16 protein-coding genes are annotated in these 18645 nt (G+C 72.7%); 8 read left to right on the forward strand and 8 right to left on the reverse strand.

All coding sequences use genetic code 11. The features are described 5' to 3' along the window. Position 1: 1 nt before the first annotated feature. The 4 genes from AC3RJ7_RS00950 (at position 2) to AC3RJ7_RS00965 (ending at position 3194) form a co-directional block, all read left to right on the forward strand. Positions 2–613 carry a hypothetical protein gene (locus tag AC3RJ7_RS00950; RefSeq protein ID WP_491453986.1) on the forward strand — a complete coding sequence of 204 codons (612 nt, stop codon included), beginning with the start codon at positions 2–4 and terminating at the stop codon, positions 611–613. 103 nt (positions 614–716) lie between these two features. Further along, the gene (locus AC3RJ7_RS00955; protein WP_491453987.1) at positions 717–1403 is read left to right on the forward strand and encodes a copper resistance CopC family protein; all 687 of its coding nucleotides are present in this window, start codon (positions 717–719) and stop codon (positions 1401–1403) included. Positions 1404–1422: 19 nt separating this feature from the next. After that, complete coding sequence (locus tag AC3RJ7_RS00960) at positions 1423–1956, forward strand: copper chaperone PCu(A)C (protein WP_491453988.1); 534 nt, start codon at positions 1423–1425, stop codon at positions 1954–1956. After that, positions 1956–3194, forward strand: a complete 1239-nt coding sequence (locus AC3RJ7_RS00965; protein WP_491453989.1) for a Dyp-type peroxidase — start codon at positions 1956–1958, stop codon at positions 3192–3194. The genes AC3RJ7_RS00960 and AC3RJ7_RS00965 overlap by 1 nt, the downstream gene beginning before the upstream one ends. Before the next feature lie 51 nt (positions 3195–3245). Here the strand turns inward: AC3RJ7_RS00965 and crcB are convergent, their stop codons facing one another. The 5 genes from crcB to AC3RJ7_RS00990 form a co-directional block, all read right to left on the reverse strand. Further along, on the reverse strand, positions 3246–3626 hold the full coding sequence (gene crcB / locus AC3RJ7_RS00970) for a fluoride efflux transporter CrcB (RefSeq protein WP_491453990.1): 381 nt from the start codon (positions 3624–3626) through the stop codon (positions 3246–3248). Beyond that, positions 3623–4057: a fluoride efflux transporter FluC gene (locus AC3RJ7_RS00975; protein ID WP_491453991.1), complete on the reverse strand. Its 435-nt coding sequence runs from the start codon at positions 4055–4057 to the stop codon at positions 3623–3625. Before AC3RJ7_RS00975 ends, crcB begins: the two co-directional genes overlap by 4 nt. Positions 4058–4066: 9 nt before the next feature. Further along, positions 4067–4576 carry a GNAT family N-acetyltransferase gene (locus AC3RJ7_RS00980; protein WP_491453992.1) on the reverse strand — a complete coding sequence of 170 codons (510 nt, stop codon included), beginning with the start codon at positions 4574–4576 and terminating at the stop codon, positions 4067–4069. A 125-nt stretch (positions 4577–4701) separates the two neighbouring features. Further along, positions 4702–5337, reverse strand: a complete 636-nt coding sequence (locus AC3RJ7_RS00985) for a PadR family transcriptional regulator (protein ID WP_491453993.1) — start codon at positions 5335–5337, stop codon at positions 4702–4704. After that, positions 5334–6245: a DUF4097 family beta strand repeat-containing protein gene (locus AC3RJ7_RS00990; RefSeq protein WP_491453994.1), complete on the reverse strand. Its 912-nt coding sequence runs from the start codon at positions 6243–6245 to the stop codon at positions 5334–5336. The genes AC3RJ7_RS00985 and AC3RJ7_RS00990 overlap by 4 nt, the downstream gene beginning before the upstream one ends. A 220-nt stretch (positions 6246–6465) precedes the next feature. Here AC3RJ7_RS00990 and AC3RJ7_RS00995 point away from each other — a divergent pair, with 220 nt between their 5' ends. Beyond that, positions 6466–7224 carry a MerR family transcriptional regulator gene (locus AC3RJ7_RS00995; protein WP_491453995.1) on the forward strand — a complete coding sequence of 253 codons (759 nt, stop codon included), beginning with the start codon at positions 6466–6468 and terminating at the stop codon, positions 7222–7224. A 50-nt stretch (positions 7225–7274) separates the two neighbouring features. Here AC3RJ7_RS00995 and yczE read toward each other — a convergent pair whose 3' ends face one another. After that, complete coding sequence (yczE, locus tag AC3RJ7_RS01000; protein ID WP_491453996.1) at positions 7275–7922, reverse strand: membrane protein YczE; 648 nt, start codon at positions 7920–7922, stop codon at positions 7275–7277. Between the two features lie 62 nt (positions 7923–7984). On the opposite strand from yczE, the gene yczR reads away from it, so the two are divergent. Together yczR and AC3RJ7_RS01010 are read left to right on the forward strand one after the other, a co-directional pair. Continuing rightward, positions 7985–9430 carry a MocR-like transcription factor YczR gene (yczR, locus tag AC3RJ7_RS01005; protein WP_491453997.1) on the forward strand — a complete coding sequence of 482 codons (1446 nt, stop codon included), beginning with the start codon at positions 7985–7987 and terminating at the stop codon, positions 9428–9430. A 208-nt stretch (positions 9431–9638) separates the two neighbouring features. Beyond that, the gene (locus AC3RJ7_RS01010; RefSeq protein WP_491453998.1) at positions 9639–11993 is read left to right on the forward strand and encodes an esterase-like activity of phytase family protein; all 2355 of its coding nucleotides are present in this window, start codon (positions 9639–9641) and stop codon (positions 11991–11993) included. Positions 11994–12272: 279 nt separating this feature from the next. On the opposite strand, the gene AC3RJ7_RS01015 is transcribed toward AC3RJ7_RS01010, so the two are convergent. Together AC3RJ7_RS01015 and AC3RJ7_RS01020 are read right to left on the reverse strand one after the other, a co-directional pair. Then, on the reverse strand, positions 12273–13823 hold the full coding sequence (locus tag AC3RJ7_RS01015; RefSeq protein WP_491453999.1) for a chaplin family protein: 1551 nt from the start codon (positions 13821–13823) through the stop codon (positions 12273–12275). A gap of 101 nt (positions 13824–13924) precedes the next feature. Further along, positions 13925–15034, reverse strand: a complete 1110-nt coding sequence (locus tag AC3RJ7_RS01020; protein WP_491454000.1) for a hypothetical protein — start codon at positions 15032–15034, stop codon at positions 13925–13927. Positions 15035–15170: 136 nt separating this feature from the next. On the opposite strand from AC3RJ7_RS01020, the gene AC3RJ7_RS01025 reads away from it, so the two are divergent. After that, on the forward strand, positions 15171–18614 hold the full coding sequence (locus AC3RJ7_RS01025) for an efflux RND transporter permease subunit (RefSeq protein WP_491454001.1): 3444 nt from the start codon (positions 15171–15173) through the stop codon (positions 18612–18614). The last annotated feature ends 31 nt before the right edge of the window (positions 18615–18645 follow it).

Raw genomic sequence — 18645 nt, forward strand, 5'->3', positions numbered from 1 at the left:
CGTGAATCGTGCGACGCAGCTCGCGCGCGGCGCCGCCACGGCCTCGGTGGCCCTCTTCCTCGCGGCGTTCTCGCACGGTGTCGCCGGCGGTGAGGCGCCCGGTTCGGTGGGCCTCGCGCTCGCCGCGTTCGTCGCGCTCGGCGCCTCGGTCGCCTTCGTCGGCCGGCGCACGTCGCCCGTGCGCACCGCGCTCGCCGTGGGCGTGAGCCAAGGCGCGTTCCACCTGCTCTTCGGCGTCGGGTCGGGCCCGGCGTCGGGGGAGTTCGTGGTCAGCGGCACCGGCCACCACGCGACGATGGCCTTCGTCGAGAGCGCAGGCGCCTCGACGGTCGCGCACGCCGGCCACGGCGGAGCGATGCTCATCGGGCACGCGCTGGCCGCGGTCGTCACGATCGTCTACCTCCTCGCCTTCGAGCGCACGGTCTGGGCGGCGTTCTCCGCCGCGACCCGCCGGTTCGTGCTCGTGCTCACGGGCCGTGCCGGCGAGCCGGCGCCGGTCGTCGCCGCGCGTGCGCTCGACCTCTCCGTGTTCGTGCCGCCGGCGCTGCGGTCCCGGTTGCGCTTCGCCGCACTCCGCTACCGCGGGCCGCCCCTTCGCTCCGCCTTCGCTTGAATCCTCCGCCCTCGGGCGGAACACACGAAGACTCCGGATGCCTCGCGCCCGCGTTCGACGCGCCGAGGCATGCCGTCCGGAGCATGAGGAGAAGGACTCCCGAATGAACACCACCGCCATCGCCCGCCGCACGACCCCGACCCGATTTCGCGCCGCCGTCGTCGCGTCGACCGCACTGACCTTCGCCGGCGCCCTCGCGCTGACGGGCGGCACCGCCGCCTTCGCCCACGACGAGCTCGTCGCCTCCAGCCCCGAGAACGGCCAGGTGCTCGAGACCTCGCCCGCCGAGATCTCGCTGCAGTTCTCGAACGACATCATCGAGGTCGGCACGGCGATCGAGGTCGTCGACCACCACGGTGAGGACGTCGAGGTCGGCGAGCCCGCGATCGATGGACCGACGGTCACCGCGACCCTGCCTTCCGACCTCGAGGGCGAGTACCAGGTGCGCTGGCGTGCCGTGTCGAGCGACGGACACCCGATCGAGGGGACGATCGACTTCGGCGTGGGCGCCGACGCGACCGGCACGTGGACCGAGGAGGCGCCGCACGACGCCCCGGCCGCCGACGAGGACGACCACGGCGACCACGGCGACGAGGGCGACCACGCCGACGAGGCCGACGCCGACGACACCGCGGAGAGCGGCCCCGACGGCTGGGCGATCGCCGGATTCGTCGTGGGCGGGCTCGGCGTCATCGCGCTCATCGTCGCGATCATCGTGGGTGCGCGCCGCAAGGCCGCCGGCCCGGGTGCCGGAACGGGCTCGGGCTCGGGCGACGACACCGACGCCTGAGCGGCGGGGAACGATCGACATGCGTACCACCGCGATCACCCCTGCCCTCGGAACGGCCCTGGCCGCGCTGCTCCTCCTGTCGGGATGCGCCTCCGACGGCCCGATCGGCGCCGAGGCGGAGGCCGGACCGACGCGGGCGGCCGAGGCCGCCGCGTCGATCGATGTCGAGGAGGCCTGGGTCAAGGCCGCCGACGACGGCATGACCGCACTGTTCGGCGAGGTCGTCAACGACGGCGAGCGGGACGTCGTGCTCGTCGGCGCGGCCACCGATGCCGCCGAGACCGCCGAGCTGCACGAGACGGTCGAATCCGACGGCGCGATGCAGATGCGCGAGAAGGAGGGCGGGTTCGCCGTCGCCGCGGGTGACGAGCTCGCGCTCGAACCCGGCGGCGACCACGTCATGCTGATGGGGCTCGGCGGGCCGCTGCTCGCCGGTGACGAGGTCACGGTGACCCTCGAGTTCGACGACGGGTCGACGCTCGACATCACCGCGCCCGTCAAGGACTACGCCGGTGCGAACGAGCAGTACGACGACGGGCACGGGTCGGACTGATGGCCGGCGAACCCGGCGGCTCCGGGTTCTCGCGGCGGCACCTCCTCCTCGGGGGTGCCGCCGCGGCCGGAGCCGGGGCGGCGGCGGTGCTCGGCGGTCAGGCGATCGCGGGCGAGCTCGCCGGCGGTGACGAGGCGGCGGCCCGAGCGACGGGGTCGAGCGCGACCGCGGTCGGCGACGCGCTCGTGCCCTTCCACGGCGCGCATCAGGCCGGCATCGAGACCGTGCCGCAAGCCCACGCCCGCTTCATCGCCCTCGACCTGCGACCCGACGTGGACGCCGCCGCACTGCGGCGCATGCTGCGGGTGCTGAGCGACGACGCCGCGCGCGTCACGCAGGGCACCGCACCGCTCGCCGACACCGAGCCCGAGCTCGCGCTCGTGCCCGCGCGGCTCACCGTGACGTTCGGCTTCGGCGCCGGACTCGTCGAGCGGGCGGGCGGTGCCGCGCCCGACTGGCTGCGGCCGCTGCCGCCGTTCGGCATCGACCGGCTGCGGCCGGAGTGGAGCGGCGGCGACCTGCTGCTGCACCTGGGCGCCGACGACCCCGTGACGCTCGCCCACGCCGCTCGCATGCTGCTCAAGGACGCGCGCTCGTTCGCCACGGTGCGCTGGATGCAGCACGGATTCCGCCGGGCGGCAGGGTCCGAGGCATCCGGAACGACCATGCGCAATCTCTTCGGGCAGCTCGACGGCACCGTCAACCCGGTGCCCGGCAGCGACGACTTCGACGAGCTCGTCTGGTCGCCCGGCGATCCCGCCTGGCTGGCGGGCGGGACCTCGCTGGTGCTGCGCCGCATCGCGATGGACCTCGACGGGTGGGATCGCGTCGATCGTCCGGGGAGGGAGGCGGCGGTCGGCCGGCGCCTCGGCAGCGGGGCTCCGCTCACCGGCGCCCGCGAACACGACGAGCCCGACTTCGAGGCGCTCACTCCGGTCGGGTTTCCCGTCATCCCGGACTTCTCGCACCTGCGCCGGTCGCGAAGCGACGTCCCGGGGGAGCGGATCTTCCGCCGCGGGTACAACTACGACGAGTCGCCCGCCGACGGCGCGATCTCCGACGCGGGGCTGTTGTTCGCGTCGTACCAGGCGGACGTCGACCGGCAGTTCGTGCCGATCCAGCGGCGGCTCGACGAGCTCGACCTGCTCAACGAGTGGACGACGCCGATCGGGTCGGCGGTCTTCGCCGTCCCGCCGGGCTGCCGCTCCGGCGGCTACGTGGGCGACACCCTGATCTGAGCGGTGCGGTGGATGCCGCGGCCGAACCCCGTCCGCGGCATCCGCCGTCGATCACCGGACGGCGAGGTACATGCCCGCCGCCGCGGCCAGGCCGAGCACGAGTGTCACGACGACGTTGAGGATCGCGGCGCGCCGGCGGCCGCCCGTCAGGAGCTCGATGGTCTCGACGCTCCACGTGCTGAACGTCGTGAGCCCGCCGCAGAATCCGGTCACGAGGATGAGTCGGAGGTCGCCGTCGAGGGCGGCCCGCTCGGCGAGGCCGATGAGTGCGCCGGCGATGCCTGAGCCGACGACGTTGACGATGAGGATGCCGCCCGGGAGGTGCCCGGGGCGCACGGGAAAGGCGCGGGAGAGGGCGTACCGCAGGACGGCGCCCACCGCCCCCGCTGCGAGCACCGCCGCCACGACGATCGGGCTGAGCGTGCCGGTCACAGGGTCTCTCCGGCGTCGCTGATCTCGTGCGGCATCGGGCGGTGCGCGAGGTGCGACCCGAGTTCGAGCCCGAGCGCCGCGAGGCCGAGCCCGCCGACGACCGACGCGGCGAGGTAGCCGGCGCCGAGCCAGAACTCGCCCTCGCCGGTCAGCACGACGACCGCGGCCATCACCGCCGAGAGCGTCGTGAACGAGCCGAGCACGCCCGAGCCGAGTCCGGCCTTGAGCCACGTGGGGGTGGCCGGCCTCGTCCAGAGTCCGCCGACGAGCCAGCCGAGCGTGAAGGCGCCGACGAGGTTGATGACGAGGGTCTCGACGGGGAACTCGTCGGGCGCGGGGGCGAACGCGAGGTCGAAGGCGAGGCGGAGGCCGGTTCCGATGAGGCCGCCGACGGCGACCGCGCCGACGGTGATGAGCTGGGACGCGCGCACCACTGCAGGCTACGCCGCACCGTCGGCGAGGTACGCCACCCAGTCGTTCGTGCGCAGCACGCCGCCGGCGGTCTCGAAGTCCTCTTCACCGAGCAGCGTGAACCCGGCCTTGCGGCAGACCGCGTTCGACGCCGGGTTGTCGACGCTCGGGTACGCGTGCACGGGCAGCGTCTCGCCGGCGGCGCGGGCGTGCTCGAGCATGGCGATGACCGCGGCGGGCGCGATGCCCTGCCCGCGGTACTCGGACTCGACCGACCAGCCGCTCTCGAGCGCGGGTTCGCCGTGCCACTCGTGCCGCCAGTAGCCGACGAGGCCGACGCCCTCGGGGTGGCCGGGGATCGTGATGCGGAACTGCTGCCCGGTGCCGTCGCGCGCGAGCGCGAGGTAGCGGGCGTGCCGGGCGACGACCTGCTCGTCGGTCTCGACGCCGCCGACCCAGTCCATCAGCTCGGGCGTGTTCGCCCGCCGGAGCAGCTCGAGGTCGCCCTCCGACCACGGATGCACTTCGACGTCGACCATTCCTTCATCGAACCACCCGCCTCCGACATCGCGCGATCTCCTCCCGTTCCTCCGAAGCCCGTGGAATCGGATGAACGGGAGGAACGCGGAACAGGCGCAGGGACGGGGACGCCGGCCGAACGCGGTCAGCGGTCGAGCGTCGCGAGCACGTCGGCCCGCACCTGCTCGAGCCGCGCCTTCAGGAGCGTCACCGTCTCGGAGGGCAGGTCGGCGGTCTGCACCCTGGTGCGGAGATCGGTGCGCACCTGCCGGCGGAACTCGCTGATCACGAGCTCGGCCTCGTGGAGTGCCCGCCGCGACTCCACCTGGGCATCGACGGTCGCCGATCGGGCGCTCTCGGCGGTCTCCTTCGCCGCGGTCTTCGCCGATCGCTTGGCGTCGCGGGCGGCGCTCGCGAGCTCGGCCCGCAGGGCGCGCATCGCGTCGTTGACCTCGGCGCGCACGCCGTCGGCGAGACGGCGGATCGAGTCGGTGACTTCGTCCTCGATCGCGTCGAGCTCGGGGCGCCGGGCCTCGAGCTCGGCGCGGCCCGCATCGGTGATCTCGTAGACCGACTTGCGGCCGTCGCTCGTCTTCGTGACGAGCCCCTCCTCCTCGAGCTTCGAGAGGCGCGGGTAGATCGTGCCGGCACTCGGGGAGTAGGTGCCGCCGAACCGGTCGGACATCGCCTGGATGAGCTCGTACCCGTGCCGCGGCCGCTCGTCGAGGAGCGCCAGCAGGTAGAGCCGCAGGCTGCCGTGGGCGAAGACGGGCGGGGTCACGCGGCGCCCCCGACCTCGGTGCGGGATGCCTCGGCGTCGCCGCCGTCGCCCGCACTCGCGTCGCTCGCGGCACCGTCGGCTCCGCCGGAGGCATCCCGAGTGGCGGGTTCGCGTCGCATGACAGAGATCGACCCCGAGACGCTGTTGGCGCCGAAGTCGAGCCAGCGCCCGGCGAGTTCGCCCGTCACGCGCTCGAAGCCCTTGCCGAGCACGCCCTTCATGGTGACGTCGTCGATGAGCACGGTGCCGCCGACGGTGTTCACGCGGTAACGCGCGCCGGCGCCGGCGTCGAACCGCACGGTGAGGTCGCCGGAGACGGTGTTCGTATCGATGCGGCTTGGCGTGCCGTGCGCATCGACGATCATGTTGCCCGCGACGGTGTCGGCGTTGAAGACCGTGATCGTGCCGGTGGCGATGATGTCGCCCGACACCGAATGCGCGGTGACCCGGCCCGAGTGGTTGCCGACCGAGAGGTCGCCCGAAACGGTCGAGAGCTCGAGGTCGCCGTCGTGGTCGTCGACGACGAGCTCGCCCGACACGGTGCTGAGCTTCGCGTCGCCGTCGAAGCCGGAGACGAGCGCGTCGCCCGAAACGACCCCGAGCTTCAGGAGGACGGTGCGCGGCGCGAGGATCGACACCTCGGCCTTCGCGTTGTTCGCCCAGCCCTTGAAGGCGTCGATGAAGTTGTCCCAGCGAAGCTGCGGGTGGTCGACCTCGAGCGCGTCGCCGTCGATCGTGACGAGCAGGTCCTTGCCGGTCACGCTCGAGACCTCGATGCGCGCGCCCGGCTCGTCGTGGGCGATGAGGTCGACCTTGCCGCCGATGAGGCTGACCTTGAGCTTCCGGACGAGCTCGAGGTCGATGACCCGCGACTCACCGGGGGTGATGACCCACTTCTCGATCGTCATGTCGTGCTCCTTCTGGTGCGGGCGGGATGCCGCGCGGCATCCCGCTCTGAAAATCATGGAGATCGCGATATATCGCGACTTACGACCAACACGATATATCGCGTTTCTCAGAAACGCAATGCTCTGCGCTTGACCTTGACGTTACGTCAAGTTCTACCGTGGAACACGTGCCGGACACGGTGCACGACCAACAGACCGGAACGTGGAAGGAGTATGCGACATGGACTGGTCGATCCAGGAGATCGCGAAGCTCGCCGGCACGACGAGCCGCACGCTGCGTCACTACGACGACATCGGGTTGCTCGCGCCGAGCCGCGTGGCCGGCAACGGCTACCGCCATTACGACCAGCGCGCGCTCGTGCGGCTGCAGCGCATCCTGCTGCTCCGAGAGCTCGGGCTCGGGCTGCCGGCCATCGCCGAAGTGCTGGAGGGCGACGCCGACGAGGCGCACGCCCTCGGTGCGCACCTCGCGTGGCTGCGGCAGGAGCAGGGCCGGCTGGCGCGGCAGATCGCGTCGGTCGAGAAGACCATCGAGGCATTGGAAGGAGGTGAACGACTCATGGCAGACGAGATGTTCGACGGCTTCGACCACACCCGGTACAAGGAGGAGGTCGAGGAGCGCTGGGGCAAGGAGGCGTACGCGAGCGGCGATCGCTGGTGGCGCGGCCTCGGCGAGGCCGGGCAGCGCGAGTGGAAGGCCCGCGCCGAGGCGCTCGGCCGCGACTGGATCGCGGCGGCGGAGTCGGGCGCGGCGCCCGACGGCCCCGAGGGGCAGGCGCTCGCGAAGCGCCACGTCGAGTGGCTGACCGGCATTCCCGGCACGCCCGCGGCGGTGCCCGGCGGCGACGTCAAGGCGTACGTCATCGGCCTCGGCGAGATGTACGTGGCCGACCCGCGCTTCGGCGTGAACTACGGCGGCCAGGCCGGTGCCGAGTTCGTGCGCGACGCGCTGCGGGCCTACGCCGAGCGCGAGCTCTAGCGGATTCGCTGCGGCCTCCGAGGTGTCCCGGCCACGGAGGCCGCAGCCGTCTATTCCGCCGCGGCCGGAACGGGGGTCGCGGCGGTGCCCGTGCCGACGGCGTCGGCGCGGGGCGCCCGCGCCCGCTCGGGCACCCGGAAGAACGGCAGCGTGAAGCCGCAGAGCGGTCCGATCAGCAGCGCGAACGCGACGGTGCCGACGCCGACGTCGCCGCCGAGCAGCCAGCCGACCGCGAGCACGGTCACCTCGACGATGGTGCGCCCGACCCAGATCGGCCAGCCCGTGCGGGCGTGGATACCGGTCATCAGGCCGTCGCGCGGCCCCGGGCCGAACCGGCTGCCGATGTAGAGGCCGCTCGCGACCGCGAGCAGCAGCAGGCCGCCCGTGAACAGCAGGATGCGCTGCCACAGCTCCGGCGGGGTCTGGATGAGCCAGAGGCCGAGCTCGATGCTCGGGCCGATCAGCAGGATGTTGAGCACGGTGCCGGCGCCCGGCTTCTGGCGCAGCGGGATCCAGAGCAGCAGCACGAGCGCGCCGATGATGTTCGTGAGCCAGCCGATGCCGATGCCCGTGACCTGCGACAGGCCCTGCGCGAACACCGTCCACGGGTCGACGCCGAGGGCCGCGCGGATCATCATCGCGTCGGCGATGCCGTAGAGCACGAGTCCGATGAGGAGTTGGGGGATGCGGCGGGCCATGGCATCCATCCAATTCGATGATTGGCCTTGACATCTATAGCCAATTCGTCTGAAGTGGCATTATGTCGGATGCCTCGCTGAGTGCCCGTGCCCTGCAGAACCTCCTCGGAGACTGGCGGGGCGGCGTACCCGGCGCCGCCTACCTCGCGCTCGCCGACCGGGTGCGGCTGCTCGTGCTCGACGGCAGGGTGAGTGTCGACACCCGGCTGCCGGCGGAGCGCGAGCTCGCCGAGCGGCTCGGCCTCAGCCGCACCACCGTGACCGCCGCCTACCGGCACCTCCGGGAGCAGGGCTTCCTGCGGAGCCTGCGCGGGTCGGGCAGCGTCGCCCGCATCCCCGGTGCTCCCGCGGTGCTGCCGGTGCCCCCGGCGCCCACGCACCTCGACCTGTCGAAGGCCGCGCCGCCCGCGCTGCCGTGGCTCGCCGACGTGGCCCGCGACGCGGCCGACGAACTGCCCGCCCACCTCGGCGACTCGGGGTTCGACCCGATCGGCATGCCCGCCCTGCGGCAGGCCATCGCCGACCGGTACGCCGCCCGGGGACTGCCGACCTCGCCCGCGCAGATCATGGTGACGATCGGGGCGCAGCACGCGATCGGCCTGCTCGCGCGCGTGCTCGTCGGCCGCGGCGACCGCGCCGTGATCGAGGCGCCGACGTACCCGCACGCGTACGAGGCGCTGCAGCTCGCCGGGGCCCGGCTCGTCCCCGTGCCGGTCGCGCCGCGCGACGAGGCCGACGGCGCCGACGAGGTCGAAGCGCTCGAGCGCGCATTCGCCCGCACCAACCCGTCGACGGCGTACCTCATGCCCGACTTCCAGAATCCGACCGGCCGCAGCCTCGACGCCGGCGCGCGGACCCGCCTGCTCGACGTCGCCGCCCGCCAGGGCACCGTCGTGATCGCCGACGAGACCACCGCCGAGCTCGACATCGACCGCGACCACGCACCGCTGCCGCTCGCCGCGTACGGGCCCGTCGGCACGGCCGTGCTCATCGGGTCGCTCGGCAAGACGGTCTGGGGCGGCATGCGCATCGGCTGGATCCGCGGCGAGCCCGCGCTCATCCGTCGGCTGCTCGCCGCCCGCCTGCCGGGCGACCTCGGCACGCCGATCCTCGAGCAGATCATGGCGACGCGGCTGCTCGGGCGGATGGACGAGATCCTCGAGCTGCGACGGGCCGAGCTCCGGGCGGGCCGCGATCTCGTGGAGGCGCTCGTCGCCGAGGCGTTCCCCGACTGGCACGTGCCGCACATCGACGGCGGCATCGCCACGTGGATCGGCCTCGGAGCCCCCGTCAGCTCGCAGCTCGCGCTCGCCGCGCGCACGCACGGCCTGCTCATCGCGGCGGGTCCCCGTTTCGGCATCGACGGGGCGTTCGAGCGATTCCTGCGGGTGCCGATCTGCCAGTCCGCGGCCGAGACCGAGGCCGCCGTGCTCGCGCTGCGACGCGCCTGGGAATCGATGCCGGGCCTCGCCGCCGCCGACGCGGGGCTCCTGCCGGCCGTCGTCTAGCCGTTCATTCGTGCGCGATTCGGGTACGGAGGCGCGTCGCCCCCGGTTCCGCCGCATGCGCCGGGGCGACACGCCGCTCCGCCCGTGAACCACGAACGGGCACCGGGGGTTCACCCGCCGGTCACGAGCGCGTCACCGGTGCGGAACCGCGTCGACAGGCGCCGGCGGGACTCTGGGCGCGATCGCATACCCGACCCCAGGAGCACCCATGCCCGCACGCCGCCCGCTCTCCCTCGCCGCATTCGCCGTGGCATCCGTCATCGCCGGGTGCGCGCTCGCCGCACCGGCCGTCGCCGCAGCCTCCACCTCCGAGGCCGACCGCACCGAGACCAGCGGTCCCGCGTTCTCGCGCACCGCGACCTACCCCGTCTTCCAGAACGCCCCGGCCGGCGTCGACCCCGCCGCCGCGACCGTCGCCGAGATCTCGGCGGTCTCCGAGGACGGCCGCACGGTCGTCTACACCGACGCGCTCGGCAAGCGCATCGGGTTCCTCGACATCACCGACCCCGAGCAGCCCGTCGGCACCGGCACCGTCGAGCTCGCCGAGCTCGGCCATGCCGACGACCAGCCCACCTCGGTCGCGATCGTCGGCGACCGCGTGCTCGTCGTGATCGACGAGACCGGCGGCGACTTCCCGAACCCGCGCGGCCGGCTCGACGTGCTCGACCTGTCGACCCGCGAGCGGCTCGCCTCGATCGACCTCGGCGGCCAGCCCGACTCGATCTCGATCTCGCCCGACCGCAAGACCGCCGCGATCGCGATCGAGAACCAGCGCGACGAGGACCTCGAGGTCGACGGCGTCGAGGGCGGACTCCCGCAGGCGCCGGGCGGATTCGTGCAGACCGTGAAGCTCACGCCGGCCAAGCCCTCGAGCTGGAAGGCGCAGCCCGTGCACTTCGACGACAAGTGGGCGTCGGCCGCCTTCGCCGCGGCCGGGGTGTACGCCCCGACCGACCCCGAGCCCGAGTACGTCGCGTTCTCGCCGTCGGGCGAGCTCGCCGTCACCCTGCAGGAGAACAACGCCGTCGCGCTCGTCGACGTCGCGAAGCGCCGGGTCACCGGGGCGTTCTCGGCCGGTACCGTGACCGCTTCGGGCTTCGACGTCAAGAAGGACAAGAAGATCGACGCGACCGGCGCGATCACCGACGTCCCGCGCGAGCCCGACTCCATCGCGTGGGTCGACGACCGCCACGTCGCGACCGCGAACGAGGGCGACCTGCGCGGCGGCACCCGCGGTTGGTCGGTCTTCGACGTGCGCACGGGCGAGGTCGTCTGGGACGCGGGCGCCTCGTTCGAACAGCTCGCGATCTCGCGCGGCCTCTACAACGACGACCGCGCCGGCAAGAAGGGCCCCGAGCCCGAGGGACTCGCGATCGCGACGATCGGCGGCACCCGGTACGCGTTCGTCGCGAGCGAGCGTTCGAACTTCGTCGCCGTCTACGACCTCGCCGACCCCGCCTCGCCGCGCTTCGTGCAGACCCTGTTCTCGACGAACGGCCCCGAGGGCATCCTGCCCGTGCCGTCGCGCGACCTGCTCGTCGTGTCGAGCGAGACCGACGATGCGTCCGTCTCGGTGCGCGCGAGCGTCAACGTGTACCGGCTCGGCGACGAGGCGGCGGCGCAGCCGTCGATCGTGAGCGACGACGACGCGAACGGGCGGGCGATCGGCTGGCTCGCGCTCGGCGCGCTGTCGGCCAAGCCCGGCGACGCGTCGGCGATCTACGCGGCGAGCGACAACGCGCTGAACCCCTCGACGATCTTCGCCGTGGATGTCGCGGCCGAACCCGCGCGCATCACCGACCGGCTCGTCGTGACGAAGGGCGGCGCCGCGCAGGCGCTCGACGTCGAGGGCGTCTTCGCGCGCCCGCAGGGCGGATTCTGGCTCGCGAACGAGGGCGCGACGGGCGCCGCGAACTCGCTCGTGCGCACCGACGCGTCGGGTGCGATCGTCGAGACGGTCGCGCTGCCGGCCGACATCGCCGCGCACGTCGGCAAGTGGGGCTTCGAGGGCGTCACCGCCATGACCGACGCCTCGGGCGCCGAGATCGTCTGGGCTGCGCTGCAGCGCCCGTTGTGGACCGACCCCGCCGGCGCGGCCGGACCGATCGACGGCGAGGGGGTCACGCGCATCGGCCGGTACGACACGGCGACGAAGACGTGGACGTGGTTCGGCTACCGACTCGAGCAGACCTCGGCCGCCGGCGACTGGCTCGGCCTGTCGGAGATCACAGCCGTCGACGGCGACACGCTCGCCGTCATCGAGCGCGACAAGCTCAACGGCCCGGCAGCTGCGGTCAAGCGCGTCACCACGGTCGAGGTCGGCGGCGCCACGGGTGTGACGGGCGTCGGTGCGCCGGGCGCGCTGCCCGTGCTCGAGAAGTCGGTCGCCGTGGACGTGCTGCCCGCGCTGCGCTCCGGCAACGGCTGGACCCAGGAGAAGCTCGAGGGCCTCACGATCGGCGCGGACGGCCAGGTCTACGCCGTCACCGACAACGACGGCCTGAAGGATGCCACGGGCGAGACCGTGTTCCTCCGTCTGGGTGCCGCGTCCGACGTGTTCTGACCGGCATCACTCCGACCCGCATCGCGCGGGTGACGGCGGCCCGGGCCTCACGGCTCGGGCCGCCGTCGTGTTCATCGCTTTCCCCCGATGAGTTCCCTTCGTGCGTCCATGAGGGTGCGGGGCGGCGTGCGCAGCGAACACACGCCGCCCCGACCCGGCCGCGCCATGGACAGCGCGGCCGGCCGTGCCGCACGGGTCTGCGGCACGGAGCCTGTCGACCGGCACGACCCGCTGGGCCGGTCGGCCCCGGCGCCGGCAGGGCGGCGCCGGGATGACCCGTCAGCGGCGGTGCACCGACCGCCGCAGGGTGAACCGACGCAGACCGACGAGCACGAGGCCGGCCACGAGCGCGAGCGCCGCGAGGCCGAGGCCCGAGGCGTCGACGCCGGTCGACGCGAGTGCGTCGTCGCCGGCAGCGATCACCGCGTCACCGTCGGACGCGGGCGTCGAGCCGTCCGGGCCGCCGTCCGAACCGTCACCGGGCTCCGTCGGGTCGGTCGGGTCCGTCGGGTCCGTCGGGTCCGTCGGGTCGGTCGGGTCGGTCGGGTCGGTCGGGTCGGTCGGGTCGGTCGGGTCCGTCGGGTCCGTCGGGTCCGTCGGGTCCGTCGGGTCCGTGGGATCCGCCGGGTCGACGATGGTCGTCGACCCGTCCGTCTCGCTGTCGCCGATCACCGAGATCGCGTTGCCGCCGATCGTGATGGGAAGCGACAGGCCGGGCAGCAGCTGTGTTCCCCCGAGCAGGCTGCCGTCACCACCCGTCGAGGCAGAACCGCCCCCGGTTCCCGGCAGTACGACCGTCTCGGCATCGTTCGACGTCGAGTCGCCGATGACCGAGATCGCGTTGCCGCCGATCGTGATCGGTGCGACGAGCGACGGCAGCACCTGCGTGCCGCCGAGGATCGAGTCCTCCCCGGACGTGGTCGCGTCGCCCGAGCCGGCGCCCCCCGTCAGCACCGCGGTGGTCGCGTCCGACGACGAGGAGTCGCCGATGACCGAGACGGCGTTGCCGCCGATCGTGATCGGCAGGTCGAGGTCGCCGAGGATCTGGGTGCCGCCGAGCAGGCTGTCCTCGCCCGACGTGGTCGCATCGGCCGAGCCAGCGCCGCCCGTGGCCACTTCGGTCACGGCATCGCTCGACGACGAGTCGCCGATGACCGAGACCGCGTTGCCGCCGATCGTGATCGGCAGGTCGAGGTCGCCGAGGATCTGGGTGCCGCCGAGCAGGCTGTCATCGCCCGACGTGGTCGCATCGCCCGAGCCGGCGTCGGCCTCCGCGACATCGGTCGCGACAGCGGTGGTCGCGTCCTCCGACGAGGAGTCGCCGATGACCGAGATCGCGTTGCCGCCGACCGTGACGGGCACGTCGACGTCCACGAGTCCCTGGGTGCCGCCGAGCAGCGAGTCGTCGCCGCTCGTCTCCGCGGTGCCCGCGTCGCCCGCTCCGTCGTCGGTCGCGACTGCGGTGGTCGCGTCCTCCGACGAGGAGTCGCCGACGACCGAGACGGCGTTGCCGCTCACGGTCACCGGGATGTCGACGTCGATGAGCGCCTGGCTGCCCGAGCCGATGCCGTCGTCGCCCGAGGTGACGGCGACGGGCTCGGCGTCATCCGTCGAGACCTCCGTCGTGGCATCCGATGACGACGAGTCGCCGATGAGTGAGATCGCGTTGCCGCCGATCGTCACGGGGAGGTCGATCGAGATCCCGGCCTGGGTCCCCGATGCGATGCCGTCGTCGCCGTTCGTCTCGGCGTGGGCGACGCCGGCCCCGAGGAGCGTGAGCCCCCCGGCGAAGAGGGTCGCGTACAGCGCCCTCAGAGCAAATCTCTTCATGATCCAGTCCTCCTGACTGATGGGAAATGTCGCTCCCGGGCAGGGAGCGATGACCGTGTCCGCGGGTGCACGCAGGCGCGTGCGAGCGGACCGGCCCCCGGTCAGTCAGGGGTGGAGTCGGTGTCGTAGACCGGCGACGACGGCAGCTCGTCGTCGACCGAGTTGAGCACGAGTGACGCGAGCGCGTCGAGTTCGAGGGCGGCGAACGCCGTGTCGGCGACGCTCGCGGCTCCGCCGGAGGTCGAGCCCGCCGCGCCCGAAGCGGCACCCGCACCGCCGGAACCGCCGGCGGGCGGCGAGACTGCGGGCGCATGACCGCCCGGCGGCGCCCAGCCGTCGGCGGGAAGCACGGCGCCCGCGGCGGCGAGTGTCTCGGAGAACCATGCCGAGGCGCCGGAGCCCGATGAGCCGCCGGAGCTCGAAGAGCCGCCCGAGGCGGATACGACCGGGGCGACCGGCTCGACGGGGAGGGCCGGGATCAGGGGCAGCTCGCCGCCGGGAACGCCCGGGAGACCGGGACCGTCGGTGCCGCCGTCGCCCGGGAGCACGGGGATCGTGGGGATCTCGGGCAGCACGCCGCTGCCGCCGGTCGGGAGGTCGCCGGGCGTGCCGACGACGGTGCCGAGGGCGTCGTCGACGGTGCCGACCACGGGGTCGACGATGCCGCCGACCGTGTCGTCGCCGAGCACTCCGCCGACGATCGGCAGCGAGCCGACGAGCTCGTCGACCGCGCCCGTCACCGGGCTCGTGATCGAGCCGACGGTGTCGCCGCCGGCGACTTCGGTGACGGTGCCGGTGACCTCGTTCACGACCGACCCGACGGTGCCGTTTCCGGTGCTGACCACGTCATTCGTGGTGTCGGTGACGGTGTCGACGACCGTCGGAACGGTGGTCTCCACCACGTCCGCGACGGGGTCGGGTGCGACCTCGACGACAGGATCGACGAGCGTGTTCACGGGCTCGACGACGGTGTCGACGACGTCGCCGAGCGTGTCGCCCACCGCACCGGTCGTGCCGGTCAGGCCGCCCACGAGCGAGGTCACGTCGCCGAGCAGCCCGCTCGGCTCGGACTCCTCGGCCGAGGCGTCGGACGCGCTCGAGAAGAGCGTCAACGCGAGCCACACGGCCGAGAGGAGCAGGCCGAGGCCGCCGTAGCGGATCAGCGCACGGCGAAGCGACGGCAGCTGCCGTGTCGCCTCGGCTGTGACCATGCCCCCACCTCACACGTTGAGCCAAACCCTAGCCGGAACGCCGGGACCCCGACCACCCCCGAACGGGGGTCAACCGCGCACCGAGAATTCGGCACCCGGTGACATTCCCGTCGCATGCGCCTGCGAGAATCGAGCAATGCACCTGCTCGCCGCGCTCAGCATGAAGAACCGCGCGCTCATCGCGCTCGTCACGATCGTGGTCGCGATCTTCGGCGGCATCTCGCTCACGAGCCTCAAGCAGGAGCTCGCGCCTTCGATCGAGTTCCCGCAGCTCTCGATCGTCACGAGCTACCCGGGCGCCTCGCCCGACATCGTGAACACCGACGTGTCGACGCCGATCGAGACGGCCATCCAGGGCATCACCGGACTCGAGTCGACCTCGACCACGAGTTCGACCGGGCTCAGCCGGGTGACGGCGAGCTTCACGTACGGCACCGACCTCGCCTTCGCCGAGCAGAAGCTGCTCTCGGCCGTCAACCGGATCCAGAACCAGCTGCCCGACGACGTCGACCCGCAGGTCATCGCCCTCTCGCTCGACGACTTCCCCGTGCTGCAGATCGCGGTCACCGGCGTCGACGACGTGAGCGCGCTCTCCGACGAGATCGAGCGCACCACGCTCAGCGAGATCACCGACGTCGACGGCGTCCGCGATGCGACCCTCGTCGGCGAGATCGGCCAGCGGGTGACCATCACGCCCGACCCCGAGCAGCTCGCGGCCTACGGCATCACCCAGCAGGCGATCCGCGACGCGCTCGCCCAGAACGGCCTGCTCGTGCCGGCCGGCACGATCACCGAGGGCGACTCGACGTACGCGGTGCAGACCGGCACCCGCATCGGCGGCGTCGACGAGATCGCCGCGCTGCCCGTGCTGGGCGCGACCGAGGTGCAGGTCCCCGTCGAGCCCGAGTCCGGGTTCGACGACGGAACGACGACGCCGCCCGTCGAGGGCGACGAGACGCCGACCGACGGCACCGAGGCGGCGGCCGTCGTGCGCGTGCCCGTCTCGGCGACCATCGAGGATGTCGCGACCGTCGCGCTCACCGACAACCCCGTGACGAGCATCTCGCGCGTGAACGGCGAACCCGCCCTCACCATCTCGGTCACGAAGCTCCCCGCCGCGAACACCGTCGAGGTGTCGAACGCGGTGACGGCGCTGCTGCCCGACCTCGAGGCCTCGCTCGACACGACGAACCCCGGCGCGACCTTCACCGTCGTCTTCGACCAGGCGCCGTACATCGAGCAGTCGATCGAGTCGCTCGCGACCGAGGGCATGCTCGGCCTCGCGTTCGCCGTGATCGTGATCCTGGTCTTCCTCATGTCGGTTCGGGCGACCCTCGTCACCGCGATCTCGATCCCGACCTCGGTGCTCATCACGTTCATCGGCCTGCAGGTCGCCGGCTACACGCTCAACATCCTCACGCTCGGCGCGCTCACGATCGCCATCGGACGCGTCGTCGACGACTCCATCGTCGTCATCGAGAACATCAAGCGGCACCTCGTCGAAGGCACCGACAAGGCGTCGACCATCGTGCGCGCCGTCCGCGAGGTCGCCGGCGCGATCACCGCGTCGACGATCACGACGGTCGCCGTGTTCCTGCCGATCGCGCTCGTCGAGGGCGTGACCGGCGAGTTGTTCCGGCCCTTCTCGCTGACCGTCACGATCGCGCTGCTCGCGTCGCTGCTCGTCTCGCTCACGATCGTGCCGGTGCTCGCGTACTGGTTCCTGAAGCCCGCGAAGCTGCACAAGCCGGCGAAGGCCGACGAGACCCCGGCCGAGCTCGCGGCCGACGAGGCCGAGCTCGAGGCCGAGGAGGCCGCCGCCGCATTCGTCGACGACGTGTGGCTCGCGCCCGAGCTGCGCGACGAGAGCGGCGCCACGGGTCTGCCCGTGTCTCGCCCGGCGGGCGCGACGGCGACCGCGGTGGCTCCCGCCGAGGCATCCCCGTCGGTGGCCCACCCCGTCGTCGACGAGCTCGAGCACCCGTCGCGACTGCAGCGCGGCTACCTGCCGATCATCGCGTGGACGCTCAAGCACGGCGTCGTCACGATCATCATCGCCGTGCTCGTGCTCGCCGGCACCGTCGCGATGACGCCGCTCATGAAGACCAACTTCCTCGGGTCGTCGGGGCAGAACACCTTCCGCGTCACCCAGGAGCTGCCGGTCGGCACGAGCCTCGACGCGATGGACGAGGCCTCGAAGCCCGTCGAGCAAGTGCTGCGCGACACCGAGGGCGTCGAGACGGTGCAGACCTCGATCGGCACCGGCTCGAACCCGCTCGCGGCGGCCTTCGGCGGCGGCGGTGCGACCGTGACGTACTCGGTCACGACCGACGACGGCGCCGACCAGGACGCCCTCCAGGCCGAGGTGCGCGACGAGCTCGACGGGCTCGACGCCGACCAGGTCGGCGAGGTCTCGCTCGCCGCGTCGAGCGGCTTCGGCGCCTCGAACGACATCGAGGTCGACATCACGGCTTCGAACGCGGAGGACCTGCAGGCCGCGACCGACGCGGTCGTCGACGAGCTCGACGGCGTCGACTCGGTCTCGCAGGTCACGTCGAACCTGTCGGAATCGCGCCCCTACGTGGCGGTCGAGGTGGACCGGGCGGATGCCGCGGCGGCGGGCTACTCGGAGGTCGCGCTCGGCGGCTTCGTGTCGAGCGCCATGCAGCCGCAGAGCGCCGGTTCGGTCGTGATCGACGAGAAGACCCTCACGATCTACCTCGCGACCGAGAACCCGCCGGTCACGGTCGAGGAGCTGTCGGCGGTCGAGGTGCCGACGCCGAGCGGCGTCGTGCGCCTCGACACGCTCGCGACCGTCGAGCAGGTCGACGGACCGGCCTCGGTCACGACGGTGCAGGGGCTGCGCAGCGCGACCGTGGCGGCCACGCCGGCGGGCGACGACCTCGGCACGGCGTCGGGCGAGGTGCAGGCCGCGGTGAACACCGTCGACCTGCCCGAGGGCACGACGGCCTCGCTCGGCGGGGTCACCGCCGACCAGCAGGAGTCGTTCTCGCAGCTCGGCCTCGCCCTGCTCGCGGCGATCCTGATCGTCTACATCGTCATGGTGGCGACGTTCCGCTCGCTGCTGCAGCCGCTGCTGCTGCTCGTCTCGGTGCCCTTCGCCGCGACGGGTGCGATCGCCCTGCAGGTGATCACCGGCATCCCGCTCGGCGTCGCCTCGCTCGTCGGCGTGCTCATGCTCGTCGGCATCGTCGTGACGAACGCGATCGTGCTCGTCGACCTCGTCAACCAGTACCGCGACCGCGGCATGCACGTTCGCGATGCGCTCGTGCACGGCGCCTCGCGTCGTCTGCGGCCGATCCTCATGACCGCGCTCGCCACGATCTTCGCGCTGCTGCCGATGGCGCTCGGCATCACCGGGCACGGCGGGTTCATCTCGCAGCCGCTCGCGATCGTCGTCATCGGCGGCCTGCTCTCGTCGACGCTGCTCACGCTCGTCGTGCTGCCCGTGCTCTACGACCTCGTCGAGGGCGGGCGCGAGCGCCGGCGTGCGAAGAAGGCGGCGAAGGCGGCGGGTGAAGGCGCAGCGCCCGAACGCTCCGTCGAGACCACCGCCTGATCGAGCTCGGCGGACGGCTGGTCTCGATACG

This window comes from Agromyces solani (assembly GCF_058349925.1).

Coding starts and splice junctions, on each gene's coding strand:
- AC3RJ7_RS00965 (WP_491453989.1), top strand. CDS start 1,956: ATGGCCGGCGAACCCGGCGGCTCCGGGTTCTCGCGGCGGCACCTCCTC.
- AC3RJ7_RS00995 (WP_491453995.1), top strand. CDS start 6,466: ATGGACTGGTCGATCCAGGAGATCGCGAAGCTCGCCGGCACGACGAGC.
- AC3RJ7_RS01010 (WP_491453998.1), top strand. CDS start 9,639: ATGCCCGCACGCCGCCCGCTCTCCCTCGCCGCATTCGCCGTGGCATCC.
- AC3RJ7_RS00990 (WP_491453994.1), bottom strand. CDS start 6,245: ATGACGATCGAGAAGTGGGTCATCACCCCCGGTGAGTCGCGGGTCATC.
- yczE (WP_491453996.1), bottom strand. CDS start 7,922: ATGGCCCGCCGCATCCCCCAACTCCTCATCGGACTCGTGCTCTACGGC.
- AC3RJ7_RS00980 (WP_491453992.1), bottom strand. CDS start 4,576: ATGGTCGACGTCGAAGTGCATCCGTGGTCGGAGGGCGACCTCGAGCTG.
- AC3RJ7_RS01015 (WP_491453999.1), bottom strand. CDS start 13,823: ATGAAGAGATTTGCTCTGAGGGCGCTGTACGCGACCCTCTTCGCCGGG.
- AC3RJ7_RS01025 (WP_491454001.1), top strand. CDS start 15,171: ATGCACCTGCTCGCCGCGCTCAGCATGAAGAACCGCGCGCTCATCGCG.
- AC3RJ7_RS00960 (WP_491453988.1), top strand. CDS start 1,423: ATGCGTACCACCGCGATCACCCCTGCCCTCGGAACGGCCCTGGCCGCG.
- yczR (WP_491453997.1), top strand. CDS start 7,985: ATGTCGGATGCCTCGCTGAGTGCCCGTGCCCTGCAGAACCTCCTCGGA.
- AC3RJ7_RS01020 (WP_491454000.1), bottom strand. CDS start 15,034: ATGGTCACAGCCGAGGCGACACGGCAGCTGCCGTCGCTTCGCCGTGCG.
- AC3RJ7_RS00955 (WP_491453987.1), top strand. CDS start 717: ATGAACACCACCGCCATCGCCCGCCGCACGACCCCGACCCGATTTCGC.